The following is a 23,613-nucleotide window of genomic DNA, read 5'->3' as shown; positions in this document are numbered from 1 at the left end:
TAAGGGTTTTCATGTCTGCAGCAATTGAGTTCAACGGCGTGTCGCGCCATTACGGCGCCGTCAAGGCCTTGGACAACGTAACTTTCACCGTCAAGGAAGGCGAATTCTTCTCCATGCTCGGGCCCTCAGGCTCGGGCAAGACGACTTCGCTGCGCCTGATGGCGGGTTTCGAGCAACCCACGAACGGAAGCATCCGCCTCATGGGACAAGAAGCTGCAGGCACACCCCCTTATGCGCGGGACGTGAACACCGTGTTCCAGGACTACGCCCTGTTCCCGCACATGAACGTGCTGGACAACGTGGCCTACGGACTCATGGTCCGCAAGGTCTCGCAGCAGGAGCGCCATGCCCGGGCACGTGAGGCCCTGGAGATGGTGGCCCTGCCGGACCATGCGCTGCGCATGCCGACCCAGCTCTCCGGCGGACAGCGCCAGCGCGTAGCCCTGGCACGTGCCCTGGTGAACCGCCCCCGCGTCCTGCTGCTGGACGAGCCGCTGGGCGCGCTCGACCTCAAGCTGCGCGAGCAGATGCAGGTGGAGCTCAAGGTCCTGCACCGCAAGCTCGGCATCACTTTTGTGTACGTCACGCATGACCAGGGCGAGGCCCTGTCCATGTCGGACCGCATCGCCGTATTCAACAAGGGGCATATCGAACAGATCGCCACGCCCCGTGACCTGTACCACAAGCCCCGTACGCGCTTCGTCGCCGGCTTCGTGGGCAGTTCCAACATTCTGGAAGGCAAACTCGCCCACATCCTCTCGGGCAGTGACAAGCCCTTCTCCATCCGCCAGGAACACGTTTCCGTGGCCTCCTCCGAATTCCGCGCCCACCCCGAACGCATGCAGGTCGAAGGCGAAGTGCTGGCAATCCAGTTCCTGGGTGCGGGCCAGCGCATTGAAGTCCGCGTCGGTGACTCTGTGCTGACTGCCATGCAACCGGACAACGCCGAAGCGGCAGACTTGGCCGAACGCACCCAACCCGGACAGCGCGTTACTCTGCACTGGTCCAAGCAACAGGTGGTGGCCCTCGATGCATGACCTCGCCCTGCCCCCTTTGAGCGCGCAAGAGAGCACGCTGGGCCGGCGCATCAGCAATGTGCTGTACCAGCGCCGCACCCTCACCCTCTTCCTGGTACTGGTTCCGCCCCTGCTGTGGTTCGGTGTGGTCTACGTCGGCTCGCTACTGATGCTGCTGAGCCAGAGTGTGCTCACGTTCGACGACATGACCATGAGCGTCACGCGGGACTTCACGCTGCAGAACTTCGTTCAGTTGCTCGACCCGGCGAATTACGACATCGCCATCCGCACCACCACCATGGCCATTGCCGTGACCCTGGGTTGCGTGCTGATCGGCTTTCCCATCGCCTACTACATGGCGCACTACGCCACCCCACGCGAGAAGGGTTTCTTCTACGTGGGCGTCATGCTGCCCATGTGGGCCAGCTACATCGTCAAGGCCTATGCCTGGACCGTGCTGCTGGCCAAGGGCGGGGTCATCTACTGGGTACTGGACAAGCTCTCACTTGTGGGCGTACTGGAAGCCGTGCTGGCCGTTCCCCACATCGGCGGTGACACCCTGGCGACGTCCAACCTCGGCCGCTTTCTGGTGTTCACCTACATCTGGCTGCCCTTCATGATTCTGCCCATCCAGGCCGCCATTGAGCGTGTGCCGGCCAATCTGCTACTGGCCTCTGCCGACCTCGGCGCGCACCCTTGGCAAACCTTCCGCAACGTGCTGTGGCCGCTGGCCTTCCCTGGCGTGGTTGCCGGTTCGATCTTCACCTTCTCGCTCACGCTGGGCGACTACATCATCCCCAAGCTGGTGGGGCCTTCGGGCGAATACATCGGCTCCATGGTCTACACCCTGCAAGGCACCATCGGCAACATGCCCATGGCCGCTGCATTCACCTGCGTGCCCATCGTGCTCATTACCCTGTACCTGAGCATGGCGCGCCGCCTGGGAGCTTTCGATGCGCTCTGAGAAAAAACTCCCCGTCTTGCAGCGCGGCGCTGTGCGCCTGCCCAGCGGCACGTCCGTGCTGCGGCTCTTCGCCTACCTGGGCCTGGCTTTCCTGCACCTGCCTTTGGTATTCATCGCGGTCTACGCCTTCAACACCGAGTCCAGTGGCTATGCCTTTCCGCTACCGGGCTTCACCACCGACTGGTTCGCCCAGGCCTTCGTGCGGGATGACATCCGCCAGGCCGTGCTGCTGTCCCTGGGCGTGGCCGGCATGGCCACGCTGATCGCCATGCTGCTGGGCACGCTAACGGCTGTGGCGCTGAACCGGGACCATTTCTTCGGCAAGAACGCGATGACCACCATGCTCATCATGCCCATCGCGCTACCTGGCATCGTCACCGGTATTGCCCTGCTGGCAGCTTTCAAGATGCTGGACGTGAACCCCGGTTTCTGGACCATCGTCATCGGCCACGCCACCTTCTGCGTGATCATGGTGCACAACAACGTGGTGGCCCGCCTGCGCCGCCTGCCCGGCCGTCTGATGGAGGCATCCATGGACCTGGGCGCGGACACACTGACCAGCATCCGCCACGTGATCCTGCCGCAGTTGGGCACGGCCCTGCTGGCGGGTGGCATTCTGGCCTTTGCCCTGTCGGTGGACGAGCTCATCGTCACCACCTTCACGGCTGGCAGTGACAAGACCCTGCCGATCTGGCTCATGGGGCAGCTTGGCCGCCCGCGTGACGTCCCCATTACCAATGTCGTTGCCCTCCTGATGATGGTGGTGACTGCGCCGCTGATCGTGCTGGCGTGGCACCTGACCAAGGATGGTGACGCCAGCCCCAACACCCGCTGAGGTGATGCCCACAAGGCAGACAAGAAGACCCGAGGACACTTTTTTCAACCCCACACACAAGAAGACATCATGGCGAACCTGCGTTTTTCTACCCAATTGCTGATCAACGGAAAAACCGTTTCCGGTGAAGGCCGCGCCGAGAGCGTGCTCAATCCGTCCACCGGCGAGGTGCTGTGCGAAGTGCGCGAAGCCAGCGCCGAACAGTTGCAGCAGGCGGTGGACTCGGCCAGCGCCGCGTTCGCCGGTTGGGCAGGCCTGACACCGAAGGACCGCAGTGGCTACCTGCTCAAGATTGCCGATGCCATCGAGGCCAACGGCGACGAGCTGGCCATGCTGGAGTCGCTGAACTGCGGCAAGCCCCTGGCCGCTGCCCGCAACGACGAGATTCCCGCCATTGCCGACGTGTACCGCTTTTTTGCCGGTGCCATCCGCAACCTGTCAGGCTCGCTGGCTGGCGAATACCTGCCGGGCCACACCAGCATGATCCGCCGCGACCCGCTGGGCGTCGTCGCATCCATCGCTCCCTGGAACTACCCGCTGATGATGGCAGCCTGGAAACTGGGCCCGGCCATCGCCATGGGCAACACCGTGGTGCTCAAGCCCTCGGAAATGACGCCGCTGACCACCCTGCGCATGGGCGAACTGCTGGCCGACATCCTGCCCCCTGGCGTGGTCAACATTGTCTGCGGTCGCGGCGACACCGTGGGCGCTCCACTGGTGCGCCACCCGCAGGTACGCATGGCCTCGCTGACCGGTGATGTGTCGACCGGCAGCAAGATCATGGAATCGGCCGCACGCGGCATCAAGCGCACCCACCTGGAATTGGGCGGCAAGGCCCCGGTCATCGTGCTGGACGACGCCGACCTCGGCGCGGTGGTGGACGGCCTGCGCACCTTCGGCTACTACAACGCCGGCCAGGACTGCACCGCGGCTTGCCGCGTGTACGCCACCCCCAAGGTCTACGACAAGCTGGTGGCCGACCTTTCCAGCGCCGTATCCACCATCAAGACCGGCACGCAACAGGAAAACGGCGTGGAGATGGGCCCGCTCATTTCCGCCCGCCAGCGCGACCGCGTGGCAAGCTTCGTGGACCGCGCGCGCCAGCTGTCGCATGTGGAAATCACCGCCGGCGGTTCAGTTACCGGCACCCAGGGCTTCTTCTACAAGCCCACGGTGGTCGCCGGAGCCCACCAGGATGACGAGATCGTGCGCAGCGAAGTGTTCGGTCCGGTGGTGTCGGTCACCCGTGTGGCTGACGCCGAGGAGGCCGTGGCCTGGGCCAACGACTCCGACTACGGGCTGGCCAGTTCGGTATGGACGCAGAACGTGGGGCAGGCCATGGCCATCGCTTCGCGCCTGCAGTACGGCTGCACCTGGGTCAACACCCACTTCATGCTGGTATCCGAAATGCCCCATGGCGGCATGAAGCATTCGGGCTACGGCAAGGACATGTCCATGTACGCGCTGGAAGACTACAGCTGCCCGCGCCACATCATGGTCAAGCACGGTTGAACGGGGCGCCAGACCCTGCCTGACAAACCAACTGGCAATTTCTACAACGAGGAGACCCCATGAAACTTTCCACCATCCAACGCGTTGCCAAGGCAGCGCTGCTTCCTGCCTTGCTGGCGGCTTCCGGTTTGGCGCAGGCCAATCCGGTGCAGATCGTCCACAAGTACATGGCGGCCTGGAATGCCCACAACTACAACCAGGCCGCCCTGAGCCTGGACTATGACGTGGAGTACTTCGATGCGTCCGTGGGCACATCGCAGTTCGGCATCATGACGGCGCGTGACAACGTCATCAAGTTCTTCATGCAGGCCCTGCCGGACCTGAAGTGGAAGATGGAGGGCAAGCCCATCGTCCAGGGAGACAACATCGCCTTCCGCTGGGTCTTCACGGGCACCAACACCGGCATACCCTTCGAGTGCGAAAAACCCACCGGCAAGGCCATCGAACTGCACGGCGTGTCGATGATCAACACCAAGGGCGGGCGCATCGTCTACCAGGGTGACTTCTACGACGCCAAGACGCTGCGTGACCAGCTCGGCTTGGCACCCACCTGCCCGGCTCCTGCCGCGGCGCCAGCCGCGCAGTAAGCCGAGTTGCTGTCACGGGAAAGGGAATGGAGAAGGGGAACTAGGGAGTTCCCCTTCTTTTTTGGTGAAGGCTTGGCCTACACTTGTGGGGTTACAAAATCACACATTTTCAAACGTGCCCTACCCGGGCCACCGTTGGAGAAAAGACCCATGGCCCTCTTCATCTGGACCCATACCCTGAGTACCGGTAACAGCCACATCGACGATGACCACCGCCTGCTGGTCGAAAAAGTCAATACCGTGCTCGAATGCATTGCCAACCGGGCGGACAACGCCACCCTGGCGGCGGCCATGGACACCCTGGGTCAGTTCACGCGCGAGCATTTCGGCTACGAGGACTCCGCGATGCGCAAGCTGGGATATGCCAAGGCGCAGGAACACACGGCCCAGCACACCGCCCTGCTGCAGCAGCTGGACCAGACACTGGCGCAGCTGCGGGCCAACGAGCCCATCGACCAGATGGCGCTGTACAACCGCCTGACGCGCTGGGTCATCGACCACATCCAGACCTTCGACCGGGATTTCGTCCTGGCCGAATCAGCCCTCGCCACGCAGGACTGAAGCACACTGCCGCGCCTTGGGGCGCCCCCGTTTCTTTCAGTCGCAGGAAGCCCGGCAAGCGCTGCCCTCCGGTCCGCAGTCCTTGACCTCGACGCTGCACTGCGCCCGGGTGCGGTGCGTGAGTGTCTGGTTGTTGGAATAGCTGCACACCAGTTTGGTGAGCTTGCCCTGGCGCACCAGTTCCATGGTCTGGGCCTTAGCCTTCTGGCGCTCGCGCGGGGAGGCACTGCATGACAGGTAGCCGTCGAAGTTGCCGTCACCCGACTCCCACAGCGCGACGTTCTTCAGGGCGCGGTATTGCTGGTAATCGGTGCAGACATCGGTCTCACCACGATAGGCCTTGTTGTCGTCGCTGCAGTAGCCGGTGAAGGTATAGCGCAGCTCTTCCTCGCTGGGGCACGCACCCACGGGGCGAGCCTGTGCCAACGCGGGACAGGCCAGCGTCGCGGCAGATGCGCCTGTGCTGGCCAACATGCACCAGACACTGGCAGCGAGAACGATCCATCGATGTTTCATGGGGGGCTCCTCTGGGCAGTGGCACAGCCACGGCTAGAAGCGCACTGTAGGGTGGTCCCACCGAGCCTGCCTTGACCCAGTTCACGAAACGGAAATCGGTGCCCAGTCGGCCGTCTGCACACCGAAATAGCGTGCCAGCTGCGCATACAGGGCCGGGTGCTGCCATTGCAGCGCCGAACCGCGTTCGAAGAAGAGCTCGCAGGCGCAGGCGAAGAACTCGGCCGGGGCCGTCAGGGCATAGTCGTCGAACAGGGGCTCCTGGCCATCGGCCAGATCGTAGAAACCACGGCGGATGCGCTCGTACGACTCGCTCCATACGGCGCTCCACTGGTGCTGGCGCAGCGCATCGGGCGGCGCCCCATTGGCTGCACCGTCCACCTGGTCGAGCTGGTGGGCAAACTCGTGGATCACCACGTTGACGCCATCTACCGGGTCTGCCGCGCCCTCAATGCAGTCGGGCCAGCTCAGGATGACCTTGCCCTGCTCCCAGGACTCGCCACTGAGTACCTGGGACTCTTCACTGTGCACACCGGCCGCGTCGACACCCGCGCGCCGCACGCGAAACGGCCCGGGGTACAACAGCACTTCGCGCACACGGTCAAACCCCTGGGGCCGGTTCAGCACCAGCAGACAGGCCTGCGCCGCCACCACGACCCGCATCTCTTCGGTGATGGTGAGGCCCTGGCAGCCGATGAATGGCACCTCGGCAATGAATACCTGCATGCGCTGACGCAGTCCCTGCTGCACATCGGCCGCAAGGCGCGCCACCAAGGGGACGCGTTGCCGTACGATCTGACGCCACGCGGCCGGAAAAGGCTGCGCCCCCAGGCGTGCACGCCGCCACGCCAACCAGCGCGGGCCCCAAGCCCAATAGGCCACCAGCGCAGCCCCCACAACGACCAATAGCACCAATTCCAAGCGGACTTCCTCGCCTTCTTGTTCCGGAGGGTCAGCAGTTCAAGCCAATATGGCCATTTTCAAGCACCGCGTGGCGATACAGCGTCTGTCGCAGCCCCTTGCGCACGGGCGCGGCTCCAGCTTTCAAACGCATCGGCAGGCACGGCCTTGGAAAACAGGTAACCCTGGTAACGGTAACACCCCATGCTGGCCAGACTGGCCAATTGGGCCGGTGTTTCCACCCCTTCGGCGATCACGTCCAGGCCCAGCGTGCGCCCCAAGGCGATGACGGTAGAGGCGATCGCTGCGTCATTGGGGTCGTCCAGGATGTCGCGCACGAACGAATGATCAATCTTGAGCTGGCTCAGCGGCAGGCGCTTGAGGTAGCTCAGGGACGAATAGCCAGTGCCAAAGTCGTCGAGCGAAAAGCCAATGCCCTCGTCACCAAGCTGGCGCATCTTTTCCACCACTTCTTCCATGTCCTGCACCAGGGTGCTTTCGGTCAGCTCGATCTTCAGCCGCTGCGCGTCGACACCCTGCCGACGCAGCGCTGACATCACCCGGCCCGCAAAATCCGGCTGCATGAATTGCCGCGCGCTGACGTTAACGGACAGTGTCAATGGCGCCAGAACAGGATCGTGCGCCCATGCCGCCAGGCGCTCGCAGGCCTGCTCCAGCACCCACCACCCCAAAGGGATGATCAGTTCGCTCTCCTCCAGCAGGGCGATAAATTCCGAGGGTGGCACCAGACCGCGGACCGGGTGCTGCCAGCGCACCAGGGCTTCGGCCCCCAGCAGGGGCCCGGGTTGCTGCACCTGCGGCTGGTAATGCAGCACGAATTGCTCGGCGGCAATGGCAGTGCGCAATTCGGCCTCCATGGCTGCGCGCGAGCGCACAGCCAGTTCGAGCTCCGGCGAAAAGAACCGCACCGCAGCACGGCCCGCGGATTTGGCCCGGTACATGGCCATGTCGGCGTGCTTCATGAGGTCGTCGGCGCTGGTAGCCGTACCATGAAACAGCGAAACGCCGACGCTGACGGAGCTGTGGTGACTCAGGTCGTCGATCTGGTAATCCGTGCCCAGAGCCTGAAGCAACTTGCTGGCCACGGCTTCGGCGGTACGGGCTGCGTCGGTTTCCTGCGTGCCCAGCTCCCCCAGCAGCACCACGAACTCGTCCCCCCCCAACCGGGCCACGGTGTCCTCGCCCCGGGTGTTGTCCAGCAAGCGCTGCGCCACCGCGCGCAACAGCTTGTCGCCCACCTCGTGTCCGCGGGTGTCGTTGATGACCTTGAAATGGTCTAGATCCATGAACAGCAGGGCGCCGTAGGTGCCGCTGCGTTCCGACGCCGCCATGGCCTGCGACAAGCGGTCGAGCAACATGCGGCGGTTGGGCAGTTCGGTCAGCGGGTCGAAATAGGCCAGGGTACGGATGCGCTCCTCCGCCTGGACACTGGTCGTGATGTCTTCCTGCACGGCAATCACGCGTTCAACCTGCCCGCGGGCGCCGAGCAAGGGATAGGCCCAGGCGCGCAACCACAGCTTGCCACTTGCCTGCAGCCCGGGTATGCGCGACTTGTCGTACTCCATGAGTGGCAGCTCCACGGCCTGGCCGGCGAAAGCCAGACGCAGCTTGTCCAGCACACCGCTCTGGCGCAACTGCACGTCGTCGAACACGCGGTAGCCCCGCAGGTCTTCGAAGCGCGCTTGCCACATCGCCATCCAGGCCTCGTTGACCTGCACTGCCGTGCCATCGGGCGCAAAGATCTGCACCGACAGCGGCAGGTGATCGATCATGCTGCGAAAGTGCTGCGCACTGTTTTGCAGTTGTTCACGGTCCTGGAGGATATGGTTCTGCATGGCATTGAGCACCCTTCCGAGCTCCGCCAATTCGCCCGTTCCGGTCAGCGCACTGCGCTGTTGCCAATCACCCTGCGCAAAACGTTGCCCCACGTCCTGCAGATGGCGCAGCGGCCGGATGATCTGGTGGTGCACGAACCAGCCCATCAGCACCATCGCAATGGCCAGCGTCCCGCCCCAACGCAGCACCGTCTCCATGCTGTAGATCGAGCGCCAGCTTTCGGCCAGCAAGGGACCGAGATCGAGTTCCATGAACAGCACCCCACGCTCCAGGGAGCGCAACTCGCCCGCATTCCCGGGCAAGGACAGGGGGCTATAGCTGGACACCGTGTGCAGGCTCCGGTTGGTGCGCAGTACGGTGAGGTTGCCGGCTTGCGCCTCGCGCAGCGCCTCCAGGTCGATACGCTCGACCTCGGATGCCTGCTGCACGGTACCGGCAAGACCGCTGGATGCCAGGATCCGCCCCTGCGCATCGAACACCACCATCTGGCGCTGCAGCCGGTCGGTGGCCCGGGCCGCAACGTTGAATCGAAGCTCTTGCATCTGGCGAGCCAGCAGGAGCTGGGAATAGTCCCGACTGAGGTTGTAGCTGCGCTGGCGCAGTTCGTGGATGTACTGGGCCTCAATGGCCTGGGGCCGCACCAGAACGAACTCGTACAACCGATCCAGCACCAGGGCCAGGGCCAGAATGCTGCCCAAGGCCAGCAAGAGATTGCGGCGCAGGGGCCAGGTGTGCAAGGGTTGCTTCATGCGCTTGCCGTTGCGTGATCAAGGGGGTAGCAGGCTGGGATCGAACATGCCGTCCAGTACGCTGGGCTTGGCAAGCATTTTGTGTGCCAACATCACGTCCTGCAACTGCTGTGCGCTGCGCTGCAGTGGTGACGGTGCCCCCGTGAGCATCTCGCGGCTGTCCTGTACCGACGGAATGCGCACCCCCTGAAACGATGCGACCACCTGCTCGGCACGCAGGCCCTGGCGCGCCGTCATGTGGACCGCGGCCTTCAGCGGGTCGGCCTGCAAGCGCTCCAGCGCTTGGAAATGCCCAAGCAGCAATTGCCGCAGGGTATCGGCGTAACGGCTGCTGTTGGCGCCGGTGGTCACCAGCACATCGACAATGCGTCCCGGGATGCGGCTGCTGTCAAACAACACATGCGCACCCTGGGCCAGCAGCTGGGTACGCACCGGCTCGAACGTGACCAAGGCATCAATGCGCCCTTCGCGGAACGCAGCTTCGTGCTGGTCCACGGTGAGGTACACCATGTCAATGTCCTTTACCCCCAGCTTCACCGCGGCCAGCGCCTCGTGCAGCATGAGCACCCCGGTAGCCGTGCTCTCCACACCAACCCGCTTGCCCTTGAGCTGCTCCAGCGAGCGCAGCGTGGGCTTGGCCAGCAGTACATCGGCGCCGTGGGAAGTGTCCATGACCGCGATGACACGCAGGTCCAGGCCGTCCTGCTTCATGGTCAGGGCTTCGTCAAGCGTGAGCGCGGCTGCCTCCACCACGCCCGCCCGCAAGGCCTGTTGCGCCTCGGTGGCATTGGGCAAGGTGACCATCCGCACGGGTGCGTTGCCATACAGGCCCAGGTCCTGGGCCAGATAGAGTGGCTCGTAGCCGATCCAGACATTGGTCCCGACGCGAAACGGTTCTGTCGGCCTGTCGCAGCCCGTAAGGGAGAAGGTCAGCAACAGTGCCACGCCCACACATAGCAAGCGCACCAGGGCTTTCATCGGCATCACCTTGGGTGAGTTGGTTTGGTCCGAGTGTATTGCGGTCTGCAGCGAAATCCAGCGCTGCGTTGACAAGTGCGTGCAGCGCATTCCACAATGGGTCGGACCGCCTCGTCACCCTTCTCATCGCTGTCAATGCCACTGACCCTCGCACACTGGCTGCGTACCGTTCTGCTGTTGTTGGCATGCTACGGGGCATCGCTGGCCCATGCACAGGTCAACGTGCGCTACTGGGTGGATTCCTCGGGTCAAACGTCATTCGCAGCAGTACAGAACCTGCCCGGCGAGCAACTCCAGCACTACGACCCGCAACAGCAACCTCCATTCGCCCAGCACGCCATCGTGTGGCTGCGGTTCGACATGCGCAACGAGACCACGCACGACCAACGCTGGGTCTTCGAGTTCCGCAACCTGCGCATCGCCGAACTGCAGGTATTCGAGCCCGGCGCCGATGCGCCGCGCGAACGCTTCGGCTTGCGCCACCCCACCCAGCTGCAGCCCCTGCCGCACCGTTTCTACGCCGTCGGGCAGCACTTGGGACCGCACAGCGACATGGCACTGTGGATACGCGTTGCGCACACCACCCGCACGGACCTTTCGCTCTGGGTATGGACACAGGAAGACTTTGCCCGCTACCAGCTCGACGATCAGTCGATCCAGTTCGCGTACTTCGGTCTGGGATTGGGCATCCTGGTGTTCAACGCGTTGCTGGGGATTGCCCTGCGCGACCGGCTCTACGCGCTGTACATCGGGTTTGTCGTCTTCATCGTGCTCAATGTGGCCGCGACCAGCGGCTTGGGGCGCATCTACCTCTGGCCCGACGCGCTCTGGTGGCTGCGGTTCGGCAACCTGATCTGCGGGCTCGCGGCCACCGTGTTTCTCAGCGCCTTTCTGGTGCGTCTCATGAACCTGCGAACGGACGCTCCTGCAATGGCCCGGCTCATGGACCTCAATCAGGCCCTGCAGTTCGCCGGATTGCTGACGCTGCTCGTCGTCGGAGAGCCTGCCTACCGCTGGGTGCTGCTGCTGCCCATCGCGTCGGTGGTCCTGGCATTGGTGGTGACGTTGACCACCGTATGGCTACGGCTGCCGGGCTCGCATTTTGTCCTGCTGGCCTTCGGTGCCCTGATCATGGGCACGGTGTGGAACATCCTGTGGTCGTTCGGACTCTTGCCCGATTCGGTCATGGCACGCTACGGCGTGCAGATCGGCTCTGCAGCCGAAATGTTGCTGCTCTCGCTGTCGCTGGCCGACCGCTTCGTGCGCCTGCACCGGGCCAAGCTGGCGGCCGAAAGCGAAGCCCGGCGCGCCCATGAAGACGCCCTGCAAGCCGAGCGGCGCCGCGTGGAAGCCCTGCTGGAGTCCGAGCGCCAGCTTGAGTCGCGCGTGGCCGACCGCACCACCGAACTGCAGACCGCCCTGTCCACCCTCAAGAGCACGCAGGAAGACCTGGTGCAGGCAGAAAAGCTCTCGGCGCTGGGAGCCATGGTGGCTGGTGTTTCCCACGAACTCAATACCCCACTGGGCGTCATCGTGACCGCATCCTCCACCCTGAGTGAAATGACGGCTTCCCTGGAAGCCGATTTTTCCACCGGCCAACTCACCCGCTCGCGGGCACAGGCGGCCTTGCACGAGGTGCGGGATGGCTCGGAGCTGATCCACCGTTCGGCAGAAAAGGCCGCCGAACTGGTGCGCAGCTTCAAGCAGGTGGCGGTGGATCAGGTGTCTGAGCGCAAACGCAGCTTCGACCTGCGGCAGGTGGTCGACGAAAACCTGGTCGCGCTGCGGGCCAGCCTCAAGTGCGAGCCGTGGCCCGTGACCAATGGCGTCCCCGACGGCCTGGACTGCGACAGTTTCCCGGGGCCCTTGGGCCAGATACTGACCAACCTGGTGATGAATGCGATCCACCACGGGCTTTCGGATCGGCCCCTGGGCCAGATCGAGATTGGCGCGCGCAGCGAAGGCAGCATGCTGGTCCTGTGGGTGCGCGACAACGGGCGCGGCATGGACGAGCGTACCCTGGCACGCGTGTTCGAGCCGTTTTTCACCACCCGGCTGGGCAAGGGCGGCTCAGGACTGGGCCTGTCGGTGAGTCACCGCATCGCCACCACGCTGTTGCAGGGTGATCTGCGGGCAGAGTCCGAGCCCGGACAGGGCAGCACATTCACGCTGCGCTTTGCCCGCCACTCCACGCTGGCCGGCTAGGAGCCTGGGCACCGCTTCAATAGGCAAGCAAGCGCTGCAGCGCGTCGTCGAGCTCACGCCAGTCCCACGCCCCGTTGCTTACCACCACCCGGCCGGAGCGGGCATTGATGCCGATGCGCTGGCCACCATGCCCCATGATCCAGGTGTTGCCGTCTGCCCCCACATGCAGGCCCAGACCGAACTGCGGCGCCGCTTTCCAGTACGCCTTGCGGGCGACCGGCGTGGCAGCCTCTTTCACGAAAGCGTTCATGCAGGTATCGGCAGACTGACCGGTGAGTCGCTCCAGCACATAGAGCCCGACGCGGGCGTAGTCGCGGGTAGTGGCCAGAAATGCCACCTCGGCCAGGCTGTTGCCATCGCGGTCGGCAAACCAGCCTGCGCTGAGCTCTGCGCCCGCCTTGCGCCATACGGTCTGGCCGAACCAGGAAGCCAAGGGCATGTCGGTGGCGCCACGCACCACGAGGCTGAGAGCTTCCGAGTTCAGGCCGTTGTAGACAAAGCGCTCACCGGGTTTGGCGCGGATCTCACCGTATTTCTTCATGAGATCCACCAGGGAGAGCTGCCAGCGCAAGACCGCGCCAAAGTCGCGCCCGTCGTGGATACCGGCGTAACCGTCACCGCCCGGGTCCTGGGCACCACTGGTGTAGGCCAGCAGCTGGCGCACTGTCGCCTCACCGTAGGCGGTACCGGCCAGCACCGGCGCGTAGGTCTTGGCCGCGTCGTCCAGGCTGTGGATCTTGCCAGCGCACAAGGCCTCGCCCACCGCGAGTGCCGTCATGCTCTTGGTCATGGAATAGGCGTTGAGCCGCGAAGCCGCCGTGGCGCCCTGGCTGTAGGTCTCGAAGACCACCGTGCCCTTGTCGAGCACCATCAACGCCATCACCCCCGATGCTGCGCTTTGGGCGGCCGTGATCAAGGCCGGTGGCGCGGAAGCGGCAGACTCCAGGGGGCGCGGCTGGGGCGCGGGCTCCACCTGCTGGCGGCGCGAGGCCCACTTGTCCCACTGGCCGAGGATGGTCTCGGCATTCTCATGGCTGGCCCAGACCGGTGCTGCCAGCACCCAGCACACTGCTGCCAGTGCCCACCGGGCACGCCCACGCTCCTTGGCCATCCGCATCTCCCGCTTGTTGCGCCAGCCAGTGTGGCACGGCGCAACCGCTTTGCCTAGCCAGGCAGACCGGGGCTACACCACCCCCTGGCTGCGCAGCCGCACGATCGAATAGACGTCCAGTCCGAGTTCGGCAAGCACCTCGTCGGTGTGCTCGCCCAGTGCCGGCGGCGCCCGGCGCTGCACCGGCGGGTTGTCTGCCAGGCGCAACGGGCTGGCCACCGTCGCTATGGTTTTGGAAGCGCCTCGCGCAATTCCTTCCTGGGCTACCGGCTGATTCAGCACCAGGCCGCGATGCTGTACCTGGGCATCGGCAAAGGCCTGGCCCATGTCGTTGATGGGCCCGCAGGGCACGGCCTTGTCTTCCAGCAGAGCAATCCACTCGGCCGTGGTGCGCGTGCGCGTCACGGCCTCCATGAGCGGAATCAGCGCCGTACGGTTGTGCACCCGCAGCGTGTTGGTCACAAAGCGTGCATCCTGCGCCCACTGCGGCTGGCCTGCGGCTTCGCAGAAGCGGGCGAACTGCCCGTCGTTGCCGACCGCCAGCAGCATCGAGCCGTCCTGGGTGGGAAAGTCCTGGTAGGGCACCAGGCTCGGGTGGCTGTTGCCCTGGCGCTGGGGCACCTTGCCCGTGTTGAGAAAGCCCGCCGCCTGGTTGGCCAGGATAGCCATGCTGACGTCAAGCAGAGCCATGTCGATGTGCTGCCCCATGCCTGTGCGGTGCCGCGCCTCGATGGCGGCAAGGATGGCGCTGCAGGCGTACACACCTGTGAACACGTCGATCACCGCGACGCCCACGCGCTGCGGCCCGCCGCCAGGCACATCGTCACCGCGGCCGGTGATGCTCATGAGCCCGCTCATGGCCTGGATCATCAGGTCGTAGCCGGCGCGTTCGGCATAGGGGCCGGTCTGGCCGAAACCGGTGACCGAACAGTAGATCAGGCGCGGATTGAGTTCCTTGAGGCTGGCGTAGTCCAGCCCGTACTGCTGCAGGCCACCGACCTTGAAGTTTTCCACCAGCACGTCGGCCTGCGCGGCCATCTGGCGGATGAGCTCCTGCCCTTCGGACTTGGACATGTCGATGGTCACCGAGCGCTTGTTGCGGTTGCAGGCGGTGAAGTAGGTGGCGGCATCGGTGTCCTGGCCCTGTTCGTCCTTCACGAAGGGCGGACCCCAGTGGCGGGTGTCGTCACCGGCACCGGGGCGCTCGACCTTGACCACGTCGGCGCCGAGGTCGGCGAGCATCTGGGTACACCAGGGGCCGGCCAGGACTCGGGAGAGGTCCAGGACCTTGATATGGGACAGGGCGCCTTCGGTTTTTGGATTCTTTTCGGTCATTCTTGAACTCTTGCTGGGTTGGGCGCTTCGCGCGGGAACCATGGGGTGTTTCTTTGATTCGGAGAAATTGCCTTGCAGGCGGCTTCCTCAATTTCCCCACTCACCCCCCGCCCTCTCGCCCCGCCGGGCGAGAGGGAGCCCAACAGCCACATTTGGCTGTCGCGGTAAACAAGGGAAGTGCACGCGCGGCGGGCGCGTGGGGGCTGTGCAAGGTGGGGGGATAGTGTCGCTACAACTTTGGTAGCTGCTTGCGCAATGTTTACGAGGGCTAGAGGCCAATTTGACAAGCAAACCTGCCGCCCCCCCTGCCCCAACGCCAAGCTGCGCGTGCACTTCCTTCGTTCGAAGACGCGGCCAAATGTGGCTGTTAAGGCACCCTCTCGCCCGGCGGGGCGAGAGGGCGGGGGGTGAGTGGGGGCGTGAGGAAACAACAAAACCAAGCATTCCCTCCGAACCAACGCAGCGCCGCATGGTTCCCCCAAAAGGTAAAACTCAGAACGCCGCAATACCCGTCTGCGCGCGACCCAAGATGAGCGCATGGATGTCATGCGTCCCCTCATAGGTGTTCACCACTTCGAGGTTGACCAGATGCCGCGCCACCCCGAACTCGTCGGAGATGCCATTGCCACCCATCATGTCGCGCGCCATGCGGGCAATGTCCAGCGACTTGCCGCAGCTGTTGCGCTTGAGGATGGAGGTGATTTCGACAGCAGCGGTGCCTTCGTCCTTCATGCGTCCCAGGCGCAGGCAGCCCTGCAGGCCCAGTGCGATTTCGGTCTGCATGTCGGCCAGCTTCTTTTGGATCAGCTGGTTGGCCGCCAGGGGCTTGCCGAACTGCTTGCGGTCCAGGGTGTACTGGCGGGCACGGTGCCAGCAGTCTTCGGCGGCACCCAGGGCACCCCAGGCAATGCCGTAGCGGGCGCTGTTGAGGCAGGTGAAGGGGCCCTTCAGGCCACGCACTTCGGGGAAGGCGTTCTCCTCGGGAACGAACACGTCGTCCATGACGATCTCACCGGTGATCGACGCACGCAGGCCCACCTTGGAGTGGATGGCGGGAGCGGACAGGCCCTTCATGCCCTTTTCCAGCACGAAGCCGCGGATCTGGCCCACGGTGCCGTCGGTTTCCACTTCCTTGGCCCAGACCACGAACACGTCGGCGATGGGGCTGTTGGTGATCCACATCTTGCTGCCCTTGAGGCGGAAACCACCGTCGACCTTGTAGGCACGGGTGGCCATGGAGCCGGGGTCCGAGCCGTGGTCGGGTTCAGTCAGGCCAAAGCAGCCGATCCACTCACCGGTGGCCAACTTGGGCAGGTACTTCTGGCGCTGCGCTTCGGTGCCGAATTCGTAGATGGGCACCATCACCAGCGAGCTCTGCACGCTCATCATGGAGCGGTAGCCACTGTCCACACGCTCCACCTCGCGGGCGATCAGGCCGTAGGCCACGTAGTTCAGGCCGGGGCCGCCGTACTGCTCGGGAATGGTGGGGCCCAGCAGCCCCAGTTCGCCCATCTCGCGGAAGATGGACACGTCGGTGGTGGCGTCACGGAAGGCCTGGGTCACGCGGGGCAGCAGCTTGTCCTGGCAGTAGGCGGCGGCGGCGTCCTTGATCTGGCGCTCGTCGTCGGTGAGCTGGGATTCCAGCAGGAAGGGGTCTTGCCAATTGAAAGCTGCGTGGGCCATGGGGTGTCTCCAGGAAAAGTGTTCAATGCCCCGATGCTAGCCCAGACTGCATGGCGGGCCAAACGATTGTTTCGCATCCAGACATTCCATTCATGAATATCTTAAAAAATCGTTTTCACAACCACTTTATGACCTTACCCGACGTATTCATTGCGCAATAAGCTTCTGTTTTTGTAGCAAACGGAGTGGCGAAAAGCCATGCTGACGTGTACATTACGCACACGATGCGCCGAAAAATACCCTCCCTGCAGGCCCTGGCCTGCTTTGAAGCCGCCGCCCGGCACGAGAGCTATACCCGTGCCGCCCAAGAACTCGCCCTCACCCAAGGGGCGGTCTCGCGCCAGATTACGGCGCTGGAGGAATTCCTGGGCCAGACCCTGTTCCGCCGCACCCGCCACGGCGTGGCCTTGACCGAGCGCGGCCGCGACTACTGCGCCCAGGTGGCGCCGCGCCTGCAAGGGCTGGAGCAGGACACGCTCGACGCCATGTCGCCCCAAGGCAGTGGCGGCACCCTGCACCTGGCGGCAGTGCCCACCTTCGCCACGCGCTGGCTCATTCCGCGCCTGCCGCAGTTCCACGCCGCCCACCCCGACATCACGGTGCACATCGACACGCGCACGCGGCCCTTCCTGTTTGCCGACAGCGGCTTCGACTGCGCCCTGTTTGCCGGCACGCCCGAGCAGATCAGCGCCTGGGCCGGAACCCGCGCCACGCGATTGCTGCCCGAAGTGGTGGTACCGGTGTGCAGCCCCGCCCTGCTGGGCGGTACCGCCGAGCGCACGCCTGCCGAGCTGGCCACCCTGCCCTTGCTGCAGCAAAGCACCCGCCCCAACGCCTGGCGCGCCTGGTTCGAAGCCTGCGGCATCTCCGTCGAAACGGCCCTGTCCGGCCCGCGCTTCGAGCAGTTCTCCATGACGGCGGCCGCAGCCGTCTGCGGCATGGGCGTGGCCCTGGTGCCGCGCTTGCTGGTGCAGGGTGAACTGCAACGCGGTGAACTGGTGGTGGCCTGCGACATCGCCCTGCCTGAAGACCGCGCCGTGTACCTGATGCAGCCCGAACGTGGCGACGCCCGCCCGGCGCTGGGCGTTTTCACGCAGTGGCTGGTGGCCGTCAGTCAATAATTTGAATCAATCACTACGATATATGTAGACTTTTCTACATTTTTTGTCACAATGGGCTCAATGGACACATGGATCACCCTCGTTACCAGCCTGCCGACGGAGAACGCAACGCTGCGCCAGCGCGTCTGGCGCACCCTCAAGGCCAGCGGCGCGGCGGTACTGCGCGACGGCGTCTACCTGCTGCCCCAGCGCCCGGCGCAGCAGCAGTTGTTTGATTCGTTGGCGGCAGACATTCAGAGTGCCGCCGGAACCGCCCTGGTGCTGCCGGTACAGGAACCCGCCGACGCCGCCTTTGTGCAGCGCTTCGACCGCAGCGCCGACTACGCGGTGGTGCAGGAAGACGCCACCGCTGCGCTGGCCAGCCTGGGCAGCGCCGACCTGGCCCAGGCGCTCAAGACCACCCGGCGCCTGCGCAAGGCCTGGGCAGCCTTGGGCGAGACCGACTTTTTCCCCGGCCCGGCGCAGACACGCTGCGACACGGCGCTCAAGGCCCTGGAGCAGGCCTGCGCCCAACGCCAGTCCGGCAGCGAACCACTGCCCGGCACCACCGAGTTGACGCCATTGCAACCCGCCCACTACCAGAACCGCCTGTGGGCCACACGCGCGCGCCCCTGGGTGGACCGGCTGGCCTGCGCCTGGCTGATCCAGCGCCACATCGACCCCGGCGCACGCTTCGTGTGGCTGCGCGATGTGCGCGACTGCCCGGCAGACGCCCTGGGGTTCGACTTTGACGGCGCCACCTTCAGCCACGTCGACACCTGGGTGAGCTTCGAGGTGCTGTGCGAGCGCTTTGGCCTGCGCCACCCAGGCCTCGGGCCTTTGCGCGCCCTGGTGCACAGCCTGGACGTGGGCGGCGCCAGCGTGGCCGATGCCGAGGGTGTGGAACGCCTGCTGCACGGCCTGCACCGCCTGCACCCGCACGACGACGACCTGCTGCTGCAGGCCAGCAACCAGGTCTTCGACGCCCTGTTCAGCGCCTACACCCCCACACCATAAACACCGCATGACAACACCCGACCTCCCTTCCGACAACAGACCGGCTCCCGTGTCGCTGGCCCAAGCCCTGCCGTTCTGGCTCAAGCTGGGTTTCATCAGCTTTGGCGGCCCGGCTGGCCAGATTGCCATCCTGCACCGCGAGTTGGTGGAGCAACGCCGCTGGATCAGCGAGCGGCGCTTCCTGCATGCGCTGAACTACTGCATGCTGCTGCCAGGCCCCGAGGCGCAGCAGCTGGCCACCTACATCGGCTGGCTCATGCACCGCACCCCGGGCGCCCTGGTGGCGGGCGGGTTGTTCGTGCTGCCGTCACTCTTCATCCTCATCGCGCTGTCCTGGGTGTACATGGCCTTCGGGCATGTCAGCTGGGTAGCGGCGCTGCTGTACGGCATCAAACCGGCCGTGATGGCACTGGTGCTGCACGCGGCCTGGCGCATAGGCAAGCGCACGCTGCACAACGCCTGGCTCTGGGGCATTGCCTTGGCCGCCTTTGTGGCCCTGTTTGCACTGCAACTCCCCTTCCCCGCCATCATTGCGGGTGCGGCCGCGCTGGGGTGGTTGGGGGCGCATGTGGCGCCGCAGTACTTTGCCGGTGGCGGCCATGCCAAGGGCAAGCAAGCCGCGAACATCGGTGCAGCGCTGATTGACGACGACACCCCCACCCCTGCCCATGCGCGCTGGAGCCCGGCGCAGCTGGCACGCGTCGTAGCCCCAGGGCTGGCGCTGTGGGCCATTCCCCTGGCGCTGCTCACCCTGGCCTGGGGCTGGGACCACACCTTCACCCAGATGGGTTGGTTCTTCACCAAGGCCGCGCTGCTAACCTTTGGCGGTGCCTACGCCGTGTTGCCCTACGTGTACCAGGGCGCAGTGCAGCACTTCGGCTGGCTCACGGCGGGCCAGATGATGGACGGCCTGGCACTGGGCGAAACCACGCCCGGGCCGCTGATCATGGTGGTGGCGTTCGTGGGCTTCGTGGGCGGCTGGAGTCAGCAGCTGCTGGGCGCAGACGCGCCCTTCCTGGCCGGTGCACTCGCGGCCACGCTGGTCACCTGGTTCACCTTCCTGCCCTCGTTCGTCTTCATCCTGGCCGGTGGCCCGCTGGTGGAGGCAACCCACGGGCAGTGGAAGCTCACCGCGCCACTCACCGCCATCACCGCAGCGGTGGTCGGCGTGATCGTGAACCTGGCGCTGTTCTTCGGCCTGCACGTGCTGTGGCCCCAGGGCCTGCAGCACGCCCCCGACCTGGCCGCCTGCGCCATCGCACTGGCGGCCACCGTGGCCCTGGTGCGCTTCGAGCGCAATGCCATCCACGTCATCGCCGCCTGCGCCCTCGCAGGCCTGGCATTCAAAACCTTCTTCTGAGGAGACATTCCATGCTGCCTTCCATCAGCCCCCAAGCCCTGGCCGCCCAAATCGCCAGCGCCAATCCACCCACCGTGATCGACGTACGCCGCGACATTGCGCGCGCCAACAACCCGCACCGCATCGCCCAAGCGCCTTGGTACAACCCGGCGCTGTGGCTGGACTGGAAAGACCAGATTGGCACTGAACGCCCCGTGGTGGTGTACTGCGCCCACGGCCACGAAATCGGCCAGGGCCTGTGTGCCACCCTGCGCGCGCTGGGGGTGGAGGCGAGCTACCTCGAAGGCGGCATCACGGCCTGGCAGGCCGCAGGACTGCCGACGACCGCCCTGCCGGCCGCCGCCTAATTCCCCTTCTTCTTCGCCAATTCGCGCATGAAAAATGCCCAGATGTCGGCATCGTCGCAGAACGACACATTGAAGCGCATCCAGCCGCCGGGCTGCATGTGGGCGCTGAACAAGGCGCCGGGGCCCAGCAGCATGTCGTGCTCGCCGGCCCGGTAGGCCAGCTCGGTGGCATCGGGCAGGTCAGGGTGGCGAGCCCACAGGAACACACCGGCCTTGGGCTCCGCGAACAGCTCAAAACCCAGGTGCACCAGCTGGTTGGCCGTGGTCTCATGGGCACGGGCCAGCCGCTCGCGCAGACCCTTCAGATGGCGCCGCCAGCGGGTATCGAGCAGCGCGCCATAGGCCAGCCGCTCGGTGAACTCCGACGAGGTCAGGCCCGAGACCATTTTGAGTTGCGCCAGGTCTTCCAGCAGGTCGGGGTTGGCGGCCACGTAGCCAACGCGGATGTTGGGTGAGATGGTCTTGGAAAAACTGCTGATGTAGATCACCCGGCGCAGCTGGTCCAGGCTCGCCAGCGAGGGGCGCGTCTGCGGGTCCAGGTCGGCGTAGATGTCATTCTCCACCACGGTGAAGTCATACTTCTCGGCCAACTGCATCACCCGGTGCAGGTGGGACAGCTGGGCCACGGAACCGGTGGGGCTGTGCAGCCGCGGCTGGGTGAAGAACACCTTGGGCCGGTGCTCGGCAACCAAGTCTTCCAGCGCAGTCAAATCGTAGCCCGCTGGCGTGCGCGGCACACCCAGGAGCTTGGCCTGCAGAAAGCGCAGCGAGAACAGCATGTTCGGGTAGCCGGGGTCATCCACCAGCACCGCGTCGCCTGGCTGCACCAGTCGGCGCGCCGCCAGGTCCATGGCCTGGCTGGACCCGTGGGTGAGCAGCACCCGGTCCGAGGTGACCGCAATCTCCTGTTCGGCCAGCAGGTCGCGCACCAGCTGGCGCAGCGGCAGATAGCCTTTCGGCTCGCCATAACCACCCAAATCCACGTTATCTGTCGCCAACGTGCGCAAACTCTTGCGAACACCATCGCCAAACAACCAGTCGCCGGGCATCCAGCCGCAGCCAGGCTTCAAACGCAGGCCACGGTTCTCGAAGATGCGGCGCAGGTACCACATCGAGTCGAAACTGTACTGGCGCCCTTCGTCCTGCGGGGGCTTGACCTGCACCGGGCGGTGGCGCACGAAGAAACCCTGGTTGGGACGGGAAACGAAGTAGCCCTGGGCCACCAGCCGGTCGTAGGCGTCCACCACCGTGTGCACGCTCACCGCGTGCATGTTGGCGAAATGCCGGATGGATGGCGCCTTGGAGCCGGCGCGCAGTCCGCCCTCGTCGACGAGTTGGCGAAAGCCATCGACGATCTGCTGCACCAGCGGTACGGCACTGTGAAGGTTCAGGGCAAACATGCGGGAGTCTTCGCTTTCTGTCGGGTCTCATTGTGGCACTGCAGCTTTCGCAGGGCTTTCCTCACGCGTGCTCGCGCGACTCTTCGTGCACACAAGCACGTTTCGGGCCAGTCTAGGTATTTTCCCTTAATGGTTTTCCTGTACTGCTCACACTCTGGATACAGCCCCCCTGTGTTTTGCACGGTGTGTGTACCGGTGTACCGGGTCAAGTGGCACCTACAGTCCACCCATCAATGGCACCAGTGCCAGTTTCTCCAACCCAACCGAGACCACCACCATGCAACGCGATAACAACCTCCACAACGCCGCCCTGATGGCCCGCCGCCGTGCCGCCCTGCCTGCCGGTCTGGGACAGGCTTTCGAAATCTTCGTGGACCGCGCCGAGAACGCCGAGGTGTGGGACGTGGAAGGCCGCCGCTACATCGACTTCGCCGGCGGCATTGCCGTGCTCAACACCGGCCACCGCCACCCCGCCCTGGTCCAGGCCATCGAAGAACAACTGGGCCGCTTCACCCACACCTGCTTCCAGGTACTGGCCTATGAGCCCTACGTGGAACTGGCCGAAAAGCTCAATGCGCGCGCCCCCGGCAACTTTGCCAAGAAGAGCTTCTTCATGACCACCGGCGCCGAAGCGGTGGAAAACGCCGTGAAGGTTGCCCGTGCCTACACCAAGCGCTCGGGCATCATCGCCTTCGGTGGTGGCTTCCATGGCCGCACCATGATGGGCATGGCCCTGACCGGCAAGGTCGCGCCCTACAAGGTCGGCTTCGGCCCCTTCCCGGCCGAAGTGTTCCACGCCAAGTACCCCTGCGCGCTGCACGGCGTGAGCGTGATTGATGCCATCGCCTCCATCGAGGCCCTGTTCAAGTACGACATCGAGGCCAGCCGCGTCGCGGCCATCATCCTGGAGCCGGTGCAAGGCGAAGGCGGTTTCTACACCGCACCGCCCGAGTTTGCGAAAGCGCTGCGCGCCCTGTGCGACCAGCACGGCATCCTGCTCATTGCCGACGAAGTGCAGACCGGTGCGGGCCGCACCGGCACCTTCCTGGCCTGCGAGCAGTGGGGTGTGGCACCCGACATCATCACCATGGCCAAGTCGCTGGCCGGTGGCATGCCGCTGTCGGCCATCATCGGCCGCGCCGAAGTCATGGACGCACCGGCCCTGGGCGGCCTGGGCGGCACCTATGCCGGCAACCCCCTGGCCTGCGCTTCGGCCCTGGCCGTGCTGGAAACCTTCGACAAGGAAAACCTGCTGCAGCGCAGCCGCGACCTCGGCGCGCTCATGGTCACCCGCCTGCAGGCCCTGGCCCAGCGCAACCCGGCCATCGCCGAAGTGCGCGGTGCCGGTGCCATGGTCGCCATCGAACTGTGCAAAGGCGGTGATGCCCACCAGCCCGACGCCGACCTGACCAAGCGCCTGGTGGCGGAAGCCATCAAGCGCGGGCTGATCCTGCTCTCGTGCGGCACCTATGCCAACGTGATCCGTGTGCTGGTGCCGCTGACCGCCAGCGATGCCCTGGTCAACGAAGGCCTGGACGTACTCGAAGCCGCCCTGGCTGCAGCGCAGGCCGCCTGAAGGAAGC

The 23,613-nt window shown here is 65.0% G+C and carries 20 protein-coding genes; 12 read left to right on the top strand and 8 right to left on the bottom strand.

Features of this window, described 5'->3' with window-relative positions:
• The first annotated feature begins 11 nt into the window (after positions 1-11).
• From RQP54_RS10580 to RQP54_RS10555, 6 genes are all read left to right on the top strand, one after another.
• Complete coding sequence (locus RQP54_RS10580; RefSeq protein ID WP_315678234.1) at positions 12-1,037, top strand: ABC transporter ATP-binding protein; 1,026 nt, start codon at positions 12-14, stop codon at positions 1,035-1,037.
• Positions 1,030-1,980 carry an ABC transporter permease gene (locus RQP54_RS10575; RefSeq protein WP_315678233.1) on the top strand — a complete coding sequence of 317 codons (951 nt, stop codon included), beginning with the start codon at positions 1,030-1,032 and terminating at the stop codon, positions 1,978-1,980. The genes RQP54_RS10580 and RQP54_RS10575 overlap by 8 nt, the downstream gene beginning before the upstream one ends.
• Complete coding sequence (locus tag RQP54_RS10570) at positions 1,970-2,815, top strand: ABC transporter permease (protein ID WP_315678232.1); 846 nt, start codon at positions 1,970-1,972, stop codon at positions 2,813-2,815. The genes RQP54_RS10575 and RQP54_RS10570 overlap by 11 nt, the downstream gene beginning before the upstream one ends.
• A 69-nt stretch (positions 2,816-2,884) precedes the next feature.
• A complete protein-coding gene (locus RQP54_RS10565) occupies positions 2,885-4,327 on the top strand; it encodes a gamma-aminobutyraldehyde dehydrogenase (protein WP_409997553.1) in 1,443 nt (480 codons plus the stop codon).
• A gap of 59 nt (positions 4,328-4,386) precedes the next feature.
• Positions 4,387-4,914, top strand: coding sequence for an ester cyclase (locus RQP54_RS10560; RefSeq protein ID WP_315678231.1), 528 nt, complete (start codon positions 4,387-4,389; stop codon positions 4,912-4,914).
• 150 nt (positions 4,915-5,064) lie between these two features.
• A complete protein-coding gene (locus RQP54_RS10555; protein WP_315678230.1) occupies positions 5,065-5,475 on the top strand; it encodes a hemerythrin family protein in 411 nt (136 codons plus the stop codon).
• 36 nt (positions 5,476-5,511) lie between these two features.
• Here RQP54_RS10555 and RQP54_RS10550 read toward each other — a convergent pair whose 3' ends face one another.
• The 4 genes from RQP54_RS10550 to RQP54_RS10535 all read right to left on the bottom strand — a co-directional run bounded on the left by RQP54_RS10550 (position 5,512) and on the right by RQP54_RS10535 (position 10,472).
• The gene (locus tag RQP54_RS10550) at positions 5,512-5,991 is read right to left on the bottom strand and encodes a hypothetical protein (RefSeq protein ID WP_315678229.1); all 480 of its coding nucleotides are present in this window, start codon (positions 5,989-5,991) and stop codon (positions 5,512-5,514) included.
• A gap of 81 nt (positions 5,992-6,072) precedes the next feature.
• Complete coding sequence (locus RQP54_RS10545) at positions 6,073-6,900, bottom strand: zinc-dependent peptidase (protein ID WP_315678818.1); 828 nt, start codon at positions 6,898-6,900, stop codon at positions 6,073-6,075.
• A gap of 68 nt (positions 6,901-6,968) precedes the next feature.
• The gene (locus tag RQP54_RS10540) at positions 6,969-9,494 is read right to left on the bottom strand and encodes an EAL domain-containing protein (protein WP_315678228.1); all 2,526 of its coding nucleotides are present in this window, start codon (positions 9,492-9,494) and stop codon (positions 6,969-6,971) included.
• A gap of 18 nt (positions 9,495-9,512) precedes the next feature.
• Positions 9,513-10,472, bottom strand: a complete 960-nt coding sequence (locus RQP54_RS10535) for an ABC transporter substrate-binding protein (protein ID WP_315678227.1) — start codon at positions 10,470-10,472, stop codon at positions 9,513-9,515.
• Between the two features lie 135 nt (positions 10,473-10,607).
• Between RQP54_RS10535 and RQP54_RS10530 the strand changes: the two genes are divergently transcribed.
• Positions 10,608-12,677 carry a 7TM diverse intracellular signaling domain-containing protein gene (locus tag RQP54_RS10530; protein ID WP_315678226.1) on the top strand — a complete coding sequence of 690 codons (2,070 nt, stop codon included), beginning with the start codon at positions 10,608-10,610 and terminating at the stop codon, positions 12,675-12,677.
• A 16-nt stretch (positions 12,678-12,693) separates the two neighbouring features.
• On the opposite strand, the gene RQP54_RS10525 is transcribed toward RQP54_RS10530, so the two are convergent.
• The 3 genes from RQP54_RS10525 to RQP54_RS10515 form a co-directional block, all read right to left on the bottom strand.
• Complete coding sequence (locus tag RQP54_RS10525) at positions 12,694-13,788, bottom strand: serine hydrolase domain-containing protein (protein WP_315678225.1); 1,095 nt, start codon at positions 13,786-13,788, stop codon at positions 12,694-12,696.
• Positions 13,789-13,860: 72 nt separating this feature from the next.
• On the bottom strand, positions 13,861-15,123 hold the full coding sequence (locus RQP54_RS10520) for a CaiB/BaiF CoA-transferase family protein (RefSeq protein ID WP_315678224.1): 1,263 nt from the start codon (positions 15,121-15,123) through the stop codon (positions 13,861-13,863).
• Positions 15,124-15,615: 492 nt separating this feature from the next.
• Positions 15,616-16,806, bottom strand: coding sequence for an acyl-CoA dehydrogenase (locus RQP54_RS10515; RefSeq protein WP_315678223.1), 1,191 nt, complete (start codon positions 16,804-16,806; stop codon positions 15,616-15,618).
• Between the two features lie 224 nt (positions 16,807-17,030).
• On the opposite strand from RQP54_RS10515, the gene RQP54_RS10510 reads away from it, so the two are divergent.
• Genes RQP54_RS10510 through RQP54_RS10495 form a run of 4 tightly spaced genes read left to right on the top strand, consistent with a single transcriptional unit; the run spans position 17,031 to position 20,630 of the window.
• On the top strand, positions 17,031-17,927 hold the full coding sequence (locus RQP54_RS10510) for a LysR substrate-binding domain-containing protein (RefSeq protein WP_315678222.1): 897 nt from the start codon (positions 17,031-17,033) through the stop codon (positions 17,925-17,927).
• A 60-nt stretch (positions 17,928-17,987) separates the two neighbouring features.
• Positions 17,988-18,923: a chromate resistance protein ChrB domain-containing protein gene (locus RQP54_RS10505; protein WP_315678221.1), complete on the top strand. Its 936-nt coding sequence runs from the start codon at positions 17,988-17,990 to the stop codon at positions 18,921-18,923.
• Positions 18,924-18,930: 7 nt separating this feature from the next.
• Positions 18,931-20,283, top strand: coding sequence for a chromate efflux transporter (gene chrA, locus RQP54_RS10500; protein WP_315678219.1), 1,353 nt, complete (start codon positions 18,931-18,933; stop codon positions 20,281-20,283).
• A gap of 11 nt (positions 20,284-20,294) precedes the next feature.
• Positions 20,295-20,630, top strand: a complete 336-nt coding sequence (locus RQP54_RS10495) for a rhodanese-like domain-containing protein (RefSeq protein ID WP_315678217.1) — start codon at positions 20,295-20,297, stop codon at positions 20,628-20,630.
• Here the strand turns inward: RQP54_RS10495 and RQP54_RS10490 are convergent.
• The gene (locus tag RQP54_RS10490; protein ID WP_315678216.1) at positions 20,627-22,030 is read right to left on the bottom strand and encodes a PLP-dependent aminotransferase family protein; all 1,404 of its coding nucleotides are present in this window, start codon (positions 22,028-22,030) and stop codon (positions 20,627-20,629) included. The genes RQP54_RS10495 and RQP54_RS10490 overlap by 4 nt on opposite strands.
• A gap of 277 nt (positions 22,031-22,307) precedes the next feature.
• On the opposite strand from RQP54_RS10490, the gene gabT reads away from it, so the two are divergent.
• The gene (gene gabT, locus RQP54_RS10485; protein ID WP_315678214.1) at positions 22,308-23,606 is read left to right on the top strand and encodes a 4-aminobutyrate--2-oxoglutarate transaminase; all 1,299 of its coding nucleotides are present in this window, start codon (positions 22,308-22,310) and stop codon (positions 23,604-23,606) included.
• The last annotated feature ends 7 nt before the right edge of the window (positions 23,607-23,613 follow it).

Source organism: Curvibacter sp. APW13, from assembly GCF_032337135.1.
Taxonomy (GTDB): Bacteria; Pseudomonadota; Gammaproteobacteria; order Burkholderiales; family Burkholderiaceae_C; genus Allorhodoferax.
This window is presented reverse-complemented; position numbering and strand designations above follow the sequence as displayed.

Excerpts from the sequence above, each read along its gene's own strand:
- RQP54_RS10580 (WP_315678234.1), top strand. The coding sequence starts at position 12 with ATGTCTGCAGCAATTGAGTTCAACGGCGTGTCGCGCCATTACGGCGCC.
- RQP54_RS10575 (WP_315678233.1), top strand. The coding sequence starts at position 1,030 with ATGCATGACCTCGCCCTGCCCCCTTTGAGCGCGCAAGAGAGCACGCTG.
- RQP54_RS10570 (WP_315678232.1), top strand. The coding sequence starts at position 1,970 with ATGCGCTCTGAGAAAAAACTCCCCGTCTTGCAGCGCGGCGCTGTGCGC.
- RQP54_RS10565 (WP_409997553.1), top strand. The coding sequence starts at position 2,885 with ATGGCGAACCTGCGTTTTTCTACCCAATTGCTGATCAACGGAAAAACC.
- RQP54_RS10560 (WP_315678231.1), top strand. The coding sequence starts at position 4,387 with ATGAAACTTTCCACCATCCAACGCGTTGCCAAGGCAGCGCTGCTTCCT.
- RQP54_RS10555 (WP_315678230.1), top strand. The coding sequence starts at position 5,065 with ATGGCCCTCTTCATCTGGACCCATACCCTGAGTACCGGTAACAGCCAC.
- RQP54_RS10550 (WP_315678229.1), bottom strand. The coding sequence starts at position 5,991 with ATGAAACATCGATGGATCGTTCTCGCTGCCAGTGTCTGGTGCATGTTG.
- RQP54_RS10540 (WP_315678228.1), bottom strand. The coding sequence starts at position 9,494 with ATGAAGCAACCCTTGCACACCTGGCCCCTGCGCCGCAATCTCTTGCTG.
- RQP54_RS10535 (WP_315678227.1), bottom strand. The coding sequence starts at position 10,472 with ATGAAAGCCCTGGTGCGCTTGCTATGTGTGGGCGTGGCACTGTTGCTG.
- RQP54_RS10530 (WP_315678226.1), top strand. The coding sequence starts at position 10,608 with ATGCCACTGACCCTCGCACACTGGCTGCGTACCGTTCTGCTGTTGTTG.
- RQP54_RS10525 (WP_315678225.1), bottom strand. The coding sequence starts at position 13,788 with ATGGCCAAGGAGCGTGGGCGTGCCCGGTGGGCACTGGCAGCAGTGTGC.
- RQP54_RS10520 (WP_315678224.1), bottom strand. The coding sequence starts at position 15,123 with ATGACCGAAAAGAATCCAAAAACCGAAGGCGCCCTGTCCCATATCAAG.
- RQP54_RS10515 (WP_315678223.1), bottom strand. The coding sequence starts at position 16,806 with ATGGCCCACGCAGCTTTCAATTGGCAAGACCCCTTCCTGCTGGAATCC.
- RQP54_RS10510 (WP_315678222.1), top strand. The coding sequence starts at position 17,031 with ATGCGCCGAAAAATACCCTCCCTGCAGGCCCTGGCCTGCTTTGAAGCC.
- RQP54_RS10505 (WP_315678221.1), top strand. The coding sequence starts at position 17,988 with ATGGACACATGGATCACCCTCGTTACCAGCCTGCCGACGGAGAACGCA.
- chrA (WP_315678219.1), top strand. The coding sequence starts at position 18,931 with ATGACAACACCCGACCTCCCTTCCGACAACAGACCGGCTCCCGTGTCG.
- RQP54_RS10495 (WP_315678217.1), top strand. The coding sequence starts at position 20,295 with ATGCTGCCTTCCATCAGCCCCCAAGCCCTGGCCGCCCAAATCGCCAGC.
- RQP54_RS10490 (WP_315678216.1), bottom strand. The coding sequence starts at position 22,030 with ATGTTTGCCCTGAACCTTCACAGTGCCGTACCGCTGGTGCAGCAGATC.
- gabT (WP_315678214.1), top strand. The coding sequence starts at position 22,308 with ATGCAACGCGATAACAACCTCCACAACGCCGCCCTGATGGCCCGCCGC.